Origin of the sequence: Nonomuraea marmarensis (genome assembly GCF_043197025.1) — a bacterium.
GTDB classification, from domain to species: domain Bacteria; phylum Actinomycetota; class Actinomycetes; order Streptosporangiales; family Streptosporangiaceae; genus Nonomuraea; species Nonomuraea marmarensis.
The window spans coordinates 444067-458617 of record NZ_JBICRM010000002.1; the positions used below are offsets into that span (position 1 = coordinate 444067).

A 14551-nucleotide genomic window follows, 5' to 3' on the forward strand; every position below is an offset into this window, starting at 1 on the left:
GGTGCTCAGCGAAGCACGGTGCAGGCGTAGTACACCTTGGTACCCCGCACCTTGCACGCCTTGAACCAGACGTGGTCGACCGTCCTGTTGAACCTGCCGCGTGTCACGCTGTAGGACACCTTGGGGCGTTTCGACTTCACGGTGTAGATCGCCCCCTTGCGTACGCCGGTCACCTCGAGTCCGATGCGCGTGCCCCTGGGGTAGTAGTGGGTCGTCCAGAAGACCCGCTTGGCTTTGCCGCTGCCCTGCCAGCAGTAGTAGACCGCGATGTCCGCCCTGGGAGCGCCCTTCGGGCTACCTGAGATGCTCTTGCAGCCGCCTGCCTGCGTCGCTAATGCTGTCGAGCTCCCTCCGATCGCGCCGGAGGCGGCAGAGGCCGGAGCGCCGATCAGGCCGGCGGCCACGACTGCGGCCAGTCCCGCTGCGGTGGTGGTGATGTGTGACATGATCATGATAATGAGGCGGGCCCTGTTCGTCGGTATCGCGTAGCCCTGAGCCCGTTCCCCCGTAAGTGGGCGTTGCGTGCATTGGCCTCCATCATGGAAGAGCACCCTCGCGCTTGGCATTGGCGCTGCGCGCACCGCAGTTATCCATGCACGCAGACACCTGCCACGCGGGAGTGCGCCAACAGGTCCGCCGCCTCCGGCAGGCCTGCTCTGGCCTCCGAGGAACAACGCGACCGGGGCGGGTCGTTGGGGTCTGCGTCGTTCACGGCCTGAGCAGGTTGCCTCGAAGCCGGCTGATCAGTTCCTTGTCGATACCGAGTCGCTCGGTGGCGTAGGCGTGGATGGAGCCGTAGGTCGCGGTCATGTCGGCAAGGGACAGGCGCATGATGTCCGCCGGGGCTCGTCCGTAGGCGGGCCAGCGCAGTTCGCGGCCGGGATTGGCGGCTCGCCAGTCGGCGAGCAGGCGGTCGGTGGCCAGTTCGGTGAGCGCGAAGTCCTCGACGATGTCGTCTTCGGCCACACCCAGCAGGGACAGTACGAGGGCGGCCACCAGACCGGTCCGATCCTTGCCGGACTTGCAGTGGAACACCAGAGGCCCGGTGCCCGCGGCGATGACCTCGAGCGCCTGACGGAGCTCGTTCACGCCGTCCAAGGCCACCTCGGCATACCGGTCGGCCAGGTAGCGCCACGGGTCCACGTCCGGGTCGATCTCCGCCTGGTCGTACGGCCGGTGCTCGATGCTGAAGTTGAAGTAGGCCAATCCCCGCTGTGCGGGCACGCGGCCCTGGGCCTCGATCTCCCAGGGGTAGCGAAGGTCGATCACAGTGCGGATCCCCAGCTCCTGGAACCGGGCCCAGTCCAGACCTTCGAGCCTGGCCAGCGAGTCCGAGCGGAACAGCCGCCCCCACCGCACCTCACGGCCGTCCGCGGCCTGGTAGCCGCCGAGATCGCGGAAGTTGTACAGCCGCTCGAACGCGATATGTCTCTCCACGGCGATCACCCTACGGCCCTCCGCCGCCAATGGAACGAGTCAGGCTCGCCGGGTGGGTCCGCACCGCATGCCGGCCGCCGAAGTGGACGTCTCCCCGGATCTCGTACGGCGGCTCCTTGGCCGCCCAGCACCCTGACCTCGCGCACTTGCCGGTCGAAGCGATGGCGAACGGGTGGGACGAACGGGTGGGACAACGTCATGTGCCGGATCGGCGACACGCTGGTGGCCCGGCAGCCTATCGGGCGGCCTGCGCGTACGCACCGGACGACCATCGCCGTCAGGAAAGCCAGCGGGCGGTCGGCCAGGACTCGCGGTGCCAGGCGCTGTCCCAGAACATCCACTCGTACGCGGCCGCCCGGCAGTACGCCTCCCCCATGGCCTCCCGAGTCGCCGGGTCGGTGGTCGTGGCGAGCCGGTCCGTGATGGACTTGGCCTGTTCGACCGAGGCCGCGAAGGCGGGGTCGGAGTAGGTGGAGATCCACTTCTGGTACGGGTGCTCGGGGCCGGCCTTCTGAAGCAGGGCCGTACCGACGTCCTGGTAGATCCAGAAGCACGGCAGCACCGCTGCGGCGAGCACCGGATAGGGCGCGGTGAGTGCCGTGGCCTGCAGGAACGACGCGTACGCCAGGCACGTCGGCGAGGTCGCGATGCCCGCCGCGTCCTCGGCGCCGAGGCCGAACTCCTCGATGTATCCCGCGTGCAGCATGCGTTCCGCGGCCAGGGCGGTGTGGGCGCTCTGGGCGTAGAAGGCCGCGTCCGCGGGGTCGGCCGCGCGGGTCGACGCGGTGGCCAGGGCCTTGGAGAACGCCTCCAGGTAGCGGCCGTCCTGGACGATGTAGAAGGCGAACCGGTCGCGTTCGAGGGTGCCGTCGCCGAGGGCGGTGTTGAACGGGTGGTCGTGGATCGCGCCCATCAGATCGGCGGTGCGCTGCCACATGTCGTCGCAGAACGTACCTTGCGCGCCCGCGTCGCCGTTCGGGGCGATTGCCGCTATGGACGAGGTCAACGTTGACGTCCCTTCGCTAGTCCGAACTAGATCAGGTTCGACGGGTTTGATCTCAGCCCGGATCTCCGGGCACCCCGCGTCGCCGCCCAACATAACAGAACACCGCGCGTGCTCAGCCGTCCGGCTGGAGGGGCGCCTCGAAGTGGGCCAGCCAGGCCGCCAGCAGTGATTCGAGTTGGGCGGCCTGCTCCGGGTCCAGCTCGTCGACGAGGCGGCGTTCGTTGCGCATGTGCTCGGTGAACGCCCGGTCGATCAGGTCCTTGCCCGCGTCGGTGAGCGCCACCACCCGGCCGCGCCCGTCACGCTCGCTCACCCGGCGGGTGACCAGCCCGTCGCGTTCGAGCCGGTCGATGCGCTTGGTCATCGCGCCCGTGGTGACCATGGTGAACGCGGCGAGCTCCCCGGGCGCGTGCTCGTACGGCTCCCCGGCCCGCCGCAGAGCGGCCAGGACGTCGAACTCGCCCTCCTTGAGCCCGTACCGCCGGTAGACGACGCACAACTGCTCGGTGAGATGCCCGGCGAGGCGGTGCAGCCGCCCGATCACCCCCTGCGGGGTGACGTCCACGTCCGGGCGCTCGCGAGCCCATTGCCGCTGGATGCGGGCGATGTGATCCAGGGGTTCGCTCATGACTCTCCAATATAGCTTCCAAGGAAGATATTATAGCTTCCATGAAAGCTACTGCGGGTTGGGCCTTGGTCACTGCGATCGCGCCCGTGGCCTGGGGGACGAACTACTACGTCACCCACCAGTTCCTCCCCTCCGGCTACCCCCTGTACGGGGCCGCCATCAGGGCGCTGCCCGCCGGGCTGCTGCTGCTCCTCCTCAGCAGGAAGCGCCCCCATGGCACGTGGTGGTGGAAGTCTCTCGTCCTCGGGATCCTCAACATGAGCGCCTTCTTCGCGCTCGTCTACCTGGCCGCGCAACTGCTCCCGACGACCGTCGCCTCGACGATCATGGCGACCTCGCCCGTCGTGATGATGCTGCTGGCCTGGTCGTTACTCGCCGAGCGGCCGCGGGTCACGTACCTGGCCGGAGCCGCCGTCGGCATCGCGGGCGTGTGCCTGATGCTCCTCACCGGCACGACCGCCGTCGACGGCCGCGGCGTGCTCGCCTCCGTCGCGGCCATGCTGATGTCGTCACTCGGGTACGTGCTGGCCAAAAGGTGGAGCCACGAGGTCGACGTACTGTCATCGACGTCGTGGCAGCTCATCGCCGGCGGCCTCGTCCTGATGCCGTTCGCCATCGCTCTGGAAGGCCCGCCACCGACCCTGACGACCCCCGCGATCGCGGGTTTCACCTACGTCACCGTCGTCGCCACGGCCATCGCCTTCGCCTCTTGGTTCGCGGGGCTGCGGCACCTGCCGGCCGGCACGGTGGGCCTGCTCGGACTGCTCAACCCGGTGACCGGGGTCCTGCTCGGGACGACGATCGCGGCGGAAGCGCTCACCGCGCAGCAACTCGGCGGGATCGCGCTGGCCCTGCTCGGCATCTTCCTCGGCCAGCCCGCCGCCACCCGCCTCGCCACGACCGCCCGCACCCGAGCCGACCGCCTCCTCGAACGGAAAGGCGCCGCCTAACAAAGACGGTGTTGCCCTGGATTGCGACCGCATTTGACGTAGTCGCGAGCCTGATCTTTCATAAATTCGAGGCCTGTGATGGAGACTTCTGACAAGATGCGAATGGCCCGCTGACGTGGCCGTCTACTAATGTCCGAAAGGGTCAAGATGGTTCTTATGAGAGCCCACAGGCGAACCGAAATGATGAACAACCTGGCCGCCGCGATCAAGGAGTTGAACCTCCCCGACGGTCCCGCGGTTCGCCAGGTAGTCGTCGAGCCGTACGAGGATTCGGCGGGAGAAGACATCCTCAGGGCGCTGGTCGTCACGGACTCGCCGGAAGGCGAAACCTGGTCTGTCGCGTACTTTCACGGACTCCACACGGGGGCGAATCGGCTCGCGGTCGAACAAGGCCTCGATGACTACGTGCATGTGAGGCTGTTCACCGCAAGCTACTGGGCCTCTCGCGACCGGCCCGAAGACACGAGCGCCGGCAATGAGTCGATGGACTCCGATCAGCAGGAGAGGCCGTGAGACGAGACTTCAATGCCGACGACTACCTCCATCTCGCCAGCGCTCTGACGGGCGAAGCATGGGGCCGCCGCACCGTTTTTCTGCGCCGCGCGATCTCGACCGCATACTACGCGCTCTTTTATGAGCTGGTTCAGCATGGCGCACGTCGAGCGGCCCGAACGGGGCCGCTCGAACATCAGCAGGTCATCGGCCGCTGGTACGCCCACGGCAATTTCCGGAAAGCGGCCAGATGGGTCGATGACCTCGTCGCTCGGCGCACTCTTCCTGGCCCGGTCAGCCTGCTGTTCGTGGACTCCACCACGGGAACGGTCCCGGCGGACCTCGAGGAACTGGCCAAGACCTTCAGCGAACTTCAAGTGCTGCGGCATCGCGCCGACTACGATCCCGCGTTCCAGGTCACCCGCGAGGAAGCGTTGATCCATGTCTGGACCGCCAAAACAGGCATCGAAGCGATCAGACGCATGGACAAGGCCAACCTGCACCAGTTCGATATGTTCCTTCTTCTCGCTCTGGGGGGCGAGAGAATGATCAAGAACAGCTGAACAAGAGATTCACTGGGATTCGTCGTCCCAGTCCGGGAGTGTGACCGTCCCGGAAAGCCAGTCACGGCGAAGGATCGCATAGCCGATCGAGTCATAGCGGATCCCGTCCTGGCCTGGCCACGCTTCCCGGTAATGCGCCTCTTTCGCGTATCCGCTCTTCCGGAAGACCGCTCTCATCGCGTGGTTGTCCTGGCGCGTCGTGCCTTCGATCCGCGTGATCTGCGGGAACTCGGTGAAGAGGTAGCCGGTCAGCCAGGCGACCGCCGCCGTGCCGAGGCCCCGTCCCCGCCATGACTGCCGGATCCGCAGGTCGAACATGGGGGTGTCGTCGGGGAGGTCCTGCAACCTGACCAGCCCCGCGTGCTGTCCGTCGGCGAGCACCCAGAACGTACGCGTCTCCTCGTTGTCATAAAGCCCTTCCACGGCCCTGCGCCGGACCGTCTCCCGGTCCTGGGTGCCCGCGTGGAAGGGCCATTCCTCTTCGGTCAGGAAATCGACCAGTAGCTGTATGTCGCCGGGCGAGAATCTCGAGACATCGATGCGCACCACCTGATCGTCGTCATCGGCGGTCCGCGTGGTCAAACGAGTTTCCGCCCCCCAACGCGGCCGGCCTGGAGGGTTATCGCCGTGTTCGTGACTGACATGAAGATGCCTTCTTACGACACCGCCGGCTCCGGGCCGATGCTGGGACGTGGTTCCCAGCAGATCAATGTGAGGAGTGTCTCGATGATTCTCGTTACCGGTGTTTCCGGAGCGCTCGGCGGCCTGATCCTGGACGGTCTGGCCGCGGTCGGTGGGCTGGACGTCGTGGCGGGCACCCGGTCGGGCGACGGCCCGACCGCGCGCCGGATCGACTTCGACGATCCGGCGAGCCTGTCGGAGGGTTTCAAGGGAGTGGACGTGCTGGTGTTCGTCTCGGCCGGGTACGCCGAGGACGACGTGGTGTTCGCCCGTCATGGGGCGGTGGTGGACGCGGCCGCCGCCGCGGGCGTACGGCATGTGATCTACACCAGCCTGGCAGGCTCGGGTGACCTGATGACCATCGCGCTCCCGCACCGCTGGACCGAGGCCCGCCTGGCCGCCGCCCCGTTCGAGGTCACCGTGCTGCGCAACGGGCTGTACGCCGAGGTGCCCGTCGGCCTCGCGGCCGCGGGCGCCGAGTCGGCCGCCGCGACCGGTTTCTTCGCGGCGGCACTCGGGACCGGCCGGGTATCGGTCGTGGCCAAGCAGGACCTCGCGGACGTGGCCGTACGCGTCGCCGCCGAGACCCAGCACGACCTCGCGGGCACGGGCCGCGGCCGCCACGCGGGCAGGACGTACGAACTCGAAGGCGTCACCGCGCTCGGCGGCCAGGACATCGCCGAGGTCCTGACCGGGGCGCTCGGCCGTACGGTCGAATACCGGGCCATCCCCCTCTTCGACACGCGTGCGGCGCTGGCGGGAAGCGGCCTTGAGCCGTATCAGATCACCCACACGATCTCGCTGTTCTCCAACGCCATCGCGGGTGTTCTCGAAGCGCGTGACACCGACCTGACCACCCTCCTCCCGGCCGAGCCCCGGCCGGTCCACGACCTCGTCGTCGAGGCTGTGGAGGCGGGCGGATACCGATCCCAGTCGGTCAAGACCGTCAGCTCACGGTGATGGTGTGGAGGAGGTTGTTCAGGCCGGTGCCGGACTCCCAGGTGCCCTGGTTGGCCAGCCGGATCGAGTATTCCGTACGAGATGCGAGCTGCGGATCCGGCAGGTTGAGCAGGAGCGCGTAGCCGCCTGCGGGGATGGACGCGCGCAGGGTGACCGTCTGGGTGATCGCGGTCGTGGTGCCCGGCTGCCACTTGCGCGGGTCGGCGGTGAGGGGGAAGCGGTACACGGCCGAGGTGGCGGTCTTGCGCAGGATCAGCTCCACGCCGCGCGGGTTGACGGGGTTACGGAGGTGACGACCTGCGGCCCATCGCGTTCATCGACTGGGACCTGGCGGGACCCGGGCGGCGGATCCACGACGTGGCGCACGTCTGCTGGCAGTACGTGGGCCTGGGCCCCGGGGCCGTCGACGCCCCCAGACGGGTCCGGCTGATCTGCGACGCCTACGGGCTGCCCGACCGGAGTGGCGTGGTGGACACGATCCTCAGCGCCGGGACGGCTGATGTCCTGATGCGCGTAGCGCCCCTATTGCGCAGGCCGTGCTTGTGGCCCCGGCGAAACACCCACCGGGACGTAGTCGTGGCGCATGCCGTGGTCCCCCAGCCACTGCCGCAACCCGCCCACCGCCGCCGGATTCGCCGCCACCTGGGCCGCGTACTCCGACAGCGCCACCTCCTCCCCATCGTCGAACAGCAGCCGCGCCGGCCCCGACCACGACAACGTCCACTTGGCCTCCCCGAGCTGGATCAGCACGGCCTCCAGCGCCTGGCCCAGAACCCCGGCCAGCAGGGTGTCCGACGGGTTCCAGCCCCGCTCCAGGAGCTTCGCCGCCAGCTCCGCCTGCCGCCCCCGCGCGATCGCCTCGAAGGCCGCGTCCAGGTACGGCTGGGCCGCCCCCATCACCTCCTGCCCCGACACCGCCAGGTCGTGGAGGGCGTCGGCGTTGCGGCCCGCGTACATGCCGTGCGCGATCAGCTCCTCCCACGGCACCGGCCGCAGCCCGGTCAGCGCGTCCGGCGTCCACATCGACTGCTCCACCGCCTGCACCGCCACGTTCGCGTCCCGCAGCAGCGTCAGCGCGGAGCGAGGGTCGGGTACGTGCTGCGGCTCCGCCAGGTGCTCGATGGCGGACAGGCGTTCGGCCAGGCTCGGATGGGAGTCGTACGGCGAGACCTCTTCAGGCTGTTCCCCCAGCTTGGCGATCTCGGCCTGCCGGTCCGGGTCGCTCATCAGCGCGTGGAAACCCCCGAACACCGCCGCCGGCCTGGTCCCGCCCGCGCCCGTCAGGGCCAGGTAGTTGTTGACGTACAGCTCCCAGCCCATCGCGGTGGCGTGGATCTTGCGCAGGGCGTCCGCCATCGCCTGCCGGCCGCCGATCCCGACGGCGAACGTGTCGGCCTCCAGCTCCTGCTTGCGCGAGACGCCTTGTGAGACCCGGAGGTAGAGCTTGGCGTACCAGGTGAAGACCCGCTGGATGAACGGGTGGTTGCCGAGGCCCTGCACGGTCGCGATCAAGGAGACCCGGCCCCGGTAGACCGGCGCGCCCAGCCGCGTGTGGGCGCCGCTGTAGTGGCCCAGCTCGTGCCCGAGCACCGCGCGCATCTCGTCGACGGTGAGCGTCTGCAGCAGCGGCAGCCCGATGAACATCCGCCGCCGCGTCGCCTTCAGCCCCAGGTATCTCGTGTCCTCCGAGACGGCCGCGTTCACCTCCGCCACCAGGCGGATCTCGTCCGGCGGCGCCGTGCGCACGCGCTGGGCGAGGTCCTCGACCGTCTGCCAGAGCACCGGCTCGTGCTCGCGCCCGACCGGCACGCCCGGCTGGTCACCGCCGCGGCGGCGGCTCACCATGAACAGGGCACGTACGAGCGCCCCGGCGGCCAGGGTGAGGACGATCGCGATCTTGACGGTGTTGGCGTGGAAGTCGACGAGGAGCAGGACGTCGAAGAAGACGGCGGCCGCCAGGATGAGGCCGACCAGAACGTAGAAGCCGGCGAGCAGGGTGAAGGCCAGCACTGCTCGGAACGCTGTCGTCATGGGGGAGGGCTCCCGGGGAATGGGTTCTCGCGAGGCTTGACACTAGCGGAGTCAGGAAACTGGATAAAATCACTGCACTGATGCCGTACTACGACGAGCACGACCAGGAGCGCTGGGTTCCGGAACCTCCCGGCAATCCGGAACGAGCCGCGTTCGAACGCGACCGAGCCCGGGTGCTGCACAGCGCCGCACTGCGCAGGCTGGCGGCGAAAACGCAGGTCGTGGGCCCTGGAGAGACGCTCGGCGGGGGCCAGCACATCCCGCGCACCAGGCTCACGCACTCGCTCGAATGCGCCCAGGTCGGCAGGGAGATGGGCGCCACGCTCGGCGTCGACCCCGACCTGGTGGAGACCGCCTGCCTGGCGCACGACCTGGGGCACCCGCCGTTCGGCCACAACGGGGAGATGGCGCTCAACGCGCTGTCGGCCTCGTGCGGCGGCTTCGAGAGCAACGCCCAGAGCCTGCGCCTGCTCACCAGGCTCGAGGCCAAGGTGCTCACCGAGGACGGCCGCAGCGCCGGGCTGAACCTGACCCGCGCGGCCCTGGACGCCTCGATCAAGTACCCGTGGACCTGCGACAAGTCACCAAAATTCGGCGTATATGACGACGACCTGCCCGTGTTCGAGTGGATCAGGGACGGCGCGCCCGAGGGGCGGGTGAGCTTCGAGGCGCAGATCATGGACTGGGCCGACGACGTGGCCTACTCCGTACACGATCTCGAGGACGCCCTGCACTCCGGCCACGTCACCCCCGAGGCACTCCAGTCACCGGTCGAGCGCAGCCACGTGTGCGAGATCACCCGCACCTGGTACGCCCCCGGCACCGACCCGAACGAGCTCGAACACGTCTTCGCCAGGCTGATCGCCGACCCGCTCTGGCCGCGCCACTTCGACGCCACCCTCGCCGACCTGGCCGGGCTCAAGGCCCTCACGAGCGGCCTCATCGGCCGCTTCTGCCGCTCCGCGCAGGCCGCCACCAAGGAGGTGTACGGCTCCCGCCACCGCGCCGACCTCGTCGTGCCGCACGCGACCCGGCTGGAGTGCGCGCTGCTCAAAGGCGTCACCGCCCACTACGTGATGACCACCAAGGACCACAACGCCAACCAGGCCAGGCAGCGCGACCTCATCACCGAACTGGCCTCCCTGATCACCCTCGGCGCCCCGGGCACGCTGGAGCCCGCCTTCCGACCCGCGTACGCGGAGGCGCCCGACGACGCGGCCCGCGTGCGGGTGGTCATCGACCAGATCGCCTCGCTCACCGACACCTCGGCGGTGGCCTGGCACAGAAGGCTCTCGCGATGACCAGCTTTCGCGATGACCAAGGTTTGCCAATGAGGCAGGTCACCTGACACAACCCGCTTTCGCCACGACCCCGGTGGGCGGATACTGCGCCCATGGCCACATATGTGATCGTCGGCGCCGGCCTGGCGGGAGCCAAGGCGGCGCAGACGTTGCGCGAAGAGGGCTTCGACGGCGAGGTCGTGCTGGTCGGCGCGGAGAACGAACGGCCCTACGAGAGACCTCCCCTGTCCAAGGAGTACCTCCAGGGCAAGAGCGAACGAGAGAAGATCTTCGTCCACGCCTCCGAGTGGTACGCGGACAACAGCGTGGATCTACGGCTCGGCATGCGCGTCACCCGCATCGAGCTCGATCACCACCTGATCAGGCTCGGCGACGGGTCGCGCCAGCCGTACGACAAGCTGCTCATCGCCACCGGCGCCGTGCCCAGACGCCTGCCGGGACCCGCGTACTACCTGCGTACCGTCCAGGACAGCGAGACCCTCAAGGAACGCTTCGCGTCGGCGGGCAGTGTGCTGATCGTCGGCGCGTCCTGGATCGGACTGGAGACCGCGGCGGCGGCCCGCGCGGCGGGCTGCGCGGTCACCGTCGTCGAACCCGAACCCACCGCCCTGAACCGGGCGCTCGGCCCCGAACTCGGCGACCTGTTCGCCCGCCTGCACGTGCGCAAGGGCGTCGACCTGCGCTTCGGCACCGCCGCCGCGGAGATCACCGAGACCGGCGTGCGGCTCAGCTCCGGCGAGCGGCTCACCGCCGACATGGTCGTGGTCGGCATCGGCGCCGCCCCCGAGGTCGGGCTGGCCCGCGACGCCGGCCTCGACGTCGGGCACGGCATCCTTACGGACGCCGCCCTGCGCACCTCGCACCCCGACGTGTTCGCGGCGGGCGACGTGGCCGAGCCCTTCCACCCCCTGTACGGCCGGCGCCTGCGCGTCGAACACTGGGCCAACGCGCTCAACGGCGGCCCCGCGGCGGCCAGGTCCATGCTCGGCCAGGAGGTGGTCTACGACGCGGTGCCGTACTTCTACACCGACCAGTACGAGCTCGGCATGGAGTTCTCCGGCGACATCGAGGGCTACGACGAGATCGTCTACCGGGGCGACCCGGAGAGCCTGGAGTTTATCGTCTACTGGCTGCGCGGCGGCCGGGTGATCGCCGGCATGAACGTCAACACCTGGGACGTCGTGGACGATATCCAGGAGCTCATCAGGTCAGGCGTCATCGTAGACCAGAAAGAGTTGTCGTCGGGTCCATAGTGATCACCACGGGCACGTCGTCATCGGGCTTCGGAGTCTTGCTCGCCTGCGGTGTCCTCTTCGCCTTGCACTGAACGGCGCAGCGCGGCGTCTCACCGAGCCTGCCGCGCAGCGCCAGGGTCTCCTCCCTGGGCGACAGCGTGCGGTTGCCGGACTGCCACGCGTCCAGGTAGTCCCACGGCTCGACCATGCCCCTGCGTACCCACCAGAAGGCCGGGCCGGTCTTCCACGAGATCGCGAAGTAGAGGTTGGACGCGGTGTCGCGGGCGTTGCCCGACCTGCCCACCCGCCCGAGCAACTGGCCCGCCTTGACCCGCACGCCCGGCCTGACGCCGTCGGCGATCGTGTCGAGGTGGCCGCCGAGGTAACGTACGCCGTCATCGCCGATGATCGTGACGAACCGGCCCTCGCGGTCGGCGCCCTCGTCCGTGGACGGTCGCCACTTGTTCTGGGCGTTCACCTCGTCCACGACACCCCCGACGGGCGCCACGAACGCGCACCCCTGCCCGGCCCAGATCGTCGTCTTGGGTAACACGAGCAACTTGCGCTGGTAGGTGGTCTTGCACCCCTTGACCGGGAACGCGTACGTGTACTTCGACAACTTCGGCGGCGGCACCTTGACCGGGTCGTCGCCCTTGGGCGGCTGCTCGGCGGCGGCCTGCGGGCTCGGTTGCGGGATCGTGGCCGTGACCGACGGGGTGCCGGTGACCGGGGCGGTGGAGGGCGACCGGGCGCTGACACCCGCCAGGCCGGTCGCCTGGGTGCAGGCACCGGTCAGCAGCAGCGCGCCCGTGACGGCCGCCCATCGTCCGATAAGCCCCGATCGCATGATCTCCACCCGTGTCACCGTTTCCACCGACAACCTTTGTAGCCGACCGGGAGCCCCCGCATAGCCGCTTTCCCCCTTTAGCAACTGACAGGTAACCCATGCCTTCCCGTACCGTCGAGGTCGGGAACCGTCGGTGGGGCGGAATAGACTCACCGGCGTGGCTGGCCGGATCCGTGATGTCGACATCGCGCTCGTACGCGAGCGTTCACCCATCGCCGACGTGATCGGCGAACACATCCAGTTGCGCAACGCGGGAGGCGGCAACCTCAAGGGGTTGTGCCCGTTCCACGACGAGAAGAGCCCGTCGTTCAACGTCACCCCCGAGCGCGGAATGTTCTACTGTTTCGGCTGCTCAGAAGGTGGCGACGTGATCACCTTCATCGAGAAGATCGAGCATCTGCCGTTCGGTGAGGCGGTCGAGCGGCTGGCGCAGCGGGCCGGGATCCAGCTCCAGTACGAGCAGGGTGGTTACGTTCCCAGGCGCGATCACGGCGAGCGGGCCCGGCTGGTGGAGGCGCACAAGGCGGCGGCCGAGTTCTACGCCGACAAGCTGCTCGGGCCCGACGCCTCCGTCGGGCGGCGGTTCCTGTCGGATCGGGGCTTCGAGCGGGCCGACGCGGAGACGTTCGGAGTGGGGTACGCGCCCGCCGAGTGGGAGGCGCTGACCCGCCATCTCCTGGGGCGCGGGTTCACCGCCGAGGAGCTGGTCAAGGGTGGGCTGGCCAAGGAGGGGCGGCGGGGGCCCATCGACCGGTTCAGGGGGCGGCTCATCTGGCCGATCAGGGACGCCACCGGGGATGTGATCGGTTTCGGGGCGCGGAAGTTGCTCGATTCCGATGATGGTCCGAAATATCTGAATACGCCTGACTCGCCGCTTTACAAGAAGAGCCAGGTGCTTTATGGGATCGATCTCGCCAAACGGGAGATCTCCAAGCGGGCCCAGGCGGTGATCGTCGAGGGCTACACCGACGTGATGGCCTGCCATCTGGCCGGGGTGCCGACGGCGGTGGCCACGTGCGGCACCTCGTTCGGCGAGGAGCACATCAAGGTCCTGCGCAGGTTCCTGCTGGACCAGGCCGAGTTCCGGGGTGAGGTGATCTTCACCTTCGACGGCGACGCGGCGGGGCAGAAGGCGGCGCTGCGGGCGTTCGCGGACGAGCAGAAGTTCGTCACCCAGACCTACGTCGCGATCCAGAGCGACGGGCTCGACCCGTGCGATCTGCGTATCAAGCAGGGCGACGCGGCCGTGCGCGATCTGATCGCGAGCCGGGAGCCGCTGTTCCAGTTCGCGATCAGGAACACGATCTCCCGCTACGACCTGCGCAGCAACGAAGGCAAGATCGCCGCGCTGGACGCCGCCGCGCCGATCGTGGCCGGGATCAAGGACGTCGGGCTGCGCAAGCGGTACGCCATCGACCTGGACCGGTGGCTGGGGTTCATGGACGAGCGGTTCGTCATGCAGCGCATCTCCGACATCTCGCGCGCGCAGCAGGGCCGGCCGCAGCGGGTGCGCAGGGCGGCGCCCGTCGATCCGAGCGTGCGGGTCGAAGGGGAGCTGCTCAAGCTGGCCGTGCAGCGGCCGGCGCTGCTCGGTCCCCGCTTCGACGCGCTCGACCCGCAGGCCTTCACCGCCGTTGACCATGTGGCGCTGCACAAGGTCATCGCCGCCGCCGGTGGTGTCGTGGCGGCTGGGCACGGGGGGCGGGAGTGGGTGGACCGGCTGCTGGAGCACGCCCATGAGGAGGGTTCCCGGGCGCTGGTGACCCGGTTCGCGGTGGAGCCGATCCAGGCGGACGCGCATGCCGAGGAGCGCTACGCCGAGGCCATGCTGGCGGCCATCGAGGCCATCGCGGTCGATCGGGCCATCGCGCAGGTGAAGTCGCGGATCCAGCGGCTCAATCCGGTGGAGGAGCAGCAGGAGTACAACAAGCTGTTCGGGGAGCTCGTGGCGCTGGAGCAACAACGCCGCGTCCTCCGCGACCGCGCAGCCGGCAGCTGACCAGCGGGTCGCGGGTGTCCCTGCGTGCTGCCGTGGCCGCCTCGCCGCTGCCCTGTGCGCACAGCCGTGCCGCCGTGGCGCTCTCGGCCGCGCTGGCGTGGTGGGGGCCGGCATCGCCCAGTGGGCGGCCTGACCCTGCCTGGTCAGGCTCATCACGCAGGTGGTTGATAACAGTTCGGCGGCGATCGTAGGCGGGATACCAGGGTGGTTGACCAGGGAACTTGGCGCGGTCCAAGATGCGACAAAGAGGATGGACAACGCTATCCAGGCAGCGAAGAAGTTGCGTCCGACTGGAGGGCGTTGCCGGGCGCGTGTAACCAGACCGCGTAATTGACTTTACTTTCCTGATCAAACTCCGGCTAAACCTTATTTCGATCTCAATTCGGTAAGGACGATCGCCTTACCTTCAGTGACAAAAATG

14 protein-coding genes, 1 pseudogene and 1 riboswitch are annotated in these 14551 nt (G+C 68.6%); of the genes and pseudogenes, 7 read left to right on the forward strand and 8 right to left on the reverse strand.

The annotated features are described in order from the left end of the window. Positions 1 to 5 precede the first annotated feature (5 nt). From ACFLIM_RS05060 to ACFLIM_RS05075, 4 genes are all read right to left on the reverse strand, one after another. Positions 6 to 446, reverse strand: coding sequence for a hypothetical protein (locus ACFLIM_RS05060; protein WP_393162371.1), 441 nt, complete (start codon positions 444 to 446; stop codon positions 6 to 8). Positions 447 to 708: 262 nt separating this feature from the next. Continuing rightward, complete coding sequence (locus ACFLIM_RS05065; protein WP_393162372.1) at positions 709 to 1437, reverse strand: tyrosine-protein phosphatase; 729 nt, start codon at positions 1435 to 1437, stop codon at positions 709 to 711. A 277-nt stretch (positions 1438 to 1714) separates the two neighbouring features. Continuing rightward, positions 1715 to 2443 carry a thiaminase II gene (gene tenA / locus ACFLIM_RS05070; RefSeq protein WP_393162374.1) on the reverse strand — a complete coding sequence of 243 codons (729 nt, stop codon included), beginning with the start codon at positions 2441 to 2443 and terminating at the stop codon, positions 1715 to 1717. Continuing rightward, a riboswitch (TPP riboswitch) is annotated at positions 2435 to 2530 on the reverse strand. (Overlaps the previous gene by 9 nt.) A 25-nt stretch (positions 2531 to 2555) precedes the next feature. Beyond that, positions 2556 to 3071: a MarR family winged helix-turn-helix transcriptional regulator gene (locus ACFLIM_RS05075; RefSeq protein WP_393162376.1), complete on the reverse strand. Its 516-nt coding sequence runs from the start codon at positions 3069 to 3071 to the stop codon at positions 2556 to 2558. Between the two features lie 41 nt (positions 3072 to 3112). Between ACFLIM_RS05075 and ACFLIM_RS05080 the strand changes: the two genes are divergently transcribed. The 3 genes from ACFLIM_RS05080 (at position 3113) to ACFLIM_RS05090 (ending at position 5076) form a co-directional block, all read left to right on the forward strand. After that, the gene (locus ACFLIM_RS05080; protein WP_393162378.1) at positions 3113 to 4021 is read left to right on the forward strand and encodes an EamA family transporter; all 909 of its coding nucleotides are present in this window, start codon (positions 3113 to 3115) and stop codon (positions 4019 to 4021) included. Positions 4022 to 4201: 180 nt separating this feature from the next. Then, positions 4202 to 4534, forward strand: a complete 333-nt coding sequence (locus tag ACFLIM_RS05085; protein ID WP_393162380.1) for a hypothetical protein — start codon at positions 4202 to 4204, stop codon at positions 4532 to 4534. Beyond that, a complete protein-coding gene (locus ACFLIM_RS05090; protein WP_393162382.1) occupies positions 4531 to 5076 on the forward strand; it encodes a hypothetical protein in 546 nt (181 codons plus the stop codon). The genes ACFLIM_RS05085 and ACFLIM_RS05090 overlap by 4 nt, the downstream gene beginning before the upstream one ends. Positions 5077 to 5085: 9 nt before the next feature. Here the strand turns inward: ACFLIM_RS05090 and ACFLIM_RS05095 are convergent, their stop codons facing one another. Next, positions 5086 to 5622 carry a GNAT family N-acetyltransferase gene (locus ACFLIM_RS05095; RefSeq protein WP_393162384.1) on the reverse strand — a complete coding sequence of 179 codons (537 nt, stop codon included), beginning with the start codon at positions 5620 to 5622 and terminating at the stop codon, positions 5086 to 5088. Positions 5623 to 5802: 180 nt separating this feature from the next. Here ACFLIM_RS05095 and ACFLIM_RS05100 point away from each other — a divergent pair, with 180 nt between their 5' ends. Further along, positions 5803 to 6717 carry an NmrA family NAD(P)-binding protein gene (locus tag ACFLIM_RS05100; RefSeq protein WP_393162386.1) on the forward strand — a complete coding sequence of 305 codons (915 nt, stop codon included), beginning with the start codon at positions 5803 to 5805 and terminating at the stop codon, positions 6715 to 6717. Here ACFLIM_RS05100 and ACFLIM_RS05105 read toward each other — a convergent pair. Continuing rightward, positions 6704 to 6988, reverse strand: a pseudogene (locus ACFLIM_RS05105) (DUF4832 domain-containing protein); the annotation flags it as partial. The gene ACFLIM_RS05100 and the pseudogene ACFLIM_RS05105 sit on opposite strands and share 14 nt — an antisense overlap. Before the next feature lie 251 nt (positions 6989 to 7239). Then, positions 7240 to 8748, reverse strand: coding sequence for a M48 family metallopeptidase (locus ACFLIM_RS05110; protein ID WP_393162388.1), 1509 nt, complete (start codon positions 8746 to 8748; stop codon positions 7240 to 7242). 80 nt (positions 8749 to 8828) lie between these two features. Between ACFLIM_RS05110 and ACFLIM_RS05115 the strand changes: the two genes are divergently transcribed. Together ACFLIM_RS05115 and ACFLIM_RS05120 are read left to right on the forward strand one after the other, a co-directional pair. Beyond that, complete coding sequence (locus ACFLIM_RS05115; RefSeq protein ID WP_393162389.1) at positions 8829 to 10049, forward strand: deoxyguanosinetriphosphate triphosphohydrolase; 1221 nt, start codon at positions 8829 to 8831, stop codon at positions 10047 to 10049. Positions 10050 to 10141: 92 nt separating this feature from the next. Further along, on the forward strand, positions 10142 to 11302 hold the full coding sequence (locus tag ACFLIM_RS05120) for an NAD(P)/FAD-dependent oxidoreductase (RefSeq protein ID WP_393162391.1): 1161 nt from the start codon (positions 10142 to 10144) through the stop codon (positions 11300 to 11302). Here the strand turns inward: ACFLIM_RS05120 and ACFLIM_RS05125 are convergent. Continuing rightward, positions 11265 to 12131 carry a M23 family metallopeptidase gene (locus ACFLIM_RS05125; RefSeq protein ID WP_393162393.1) on the reverse strand — a complete coding sequence of 289 codons (867 nt, stop codon included), beginning with the start codon at positions 12129 to 12131 and terminating at the stop codon, positions 11265 to 11267. The two genes, ACFLIM_RS05120 and ACFLIM_RS05125, sit on opposite strands and share 38 nt — an antisense overlap. A 157-nt stretch (positions 12132 to 12288) precedes the next feature. Between ACFLIM_RS05125 and dnaG the strand changes: the two genes are divergently transcribed. Further along, positions 12289 to 14130 (forward strand): DNA primase, encoded by a 1842-nt coding sequence (gene dnaG, locus ACFLIM_RS05130; RefSeq protein WP_393162395.1) that lies wholly within the window; start codon positions 12289 to 12291, stop codon positions 14128 to 14130. Positions 14131 to 14551: the final 421 nt, after the last annotated feature.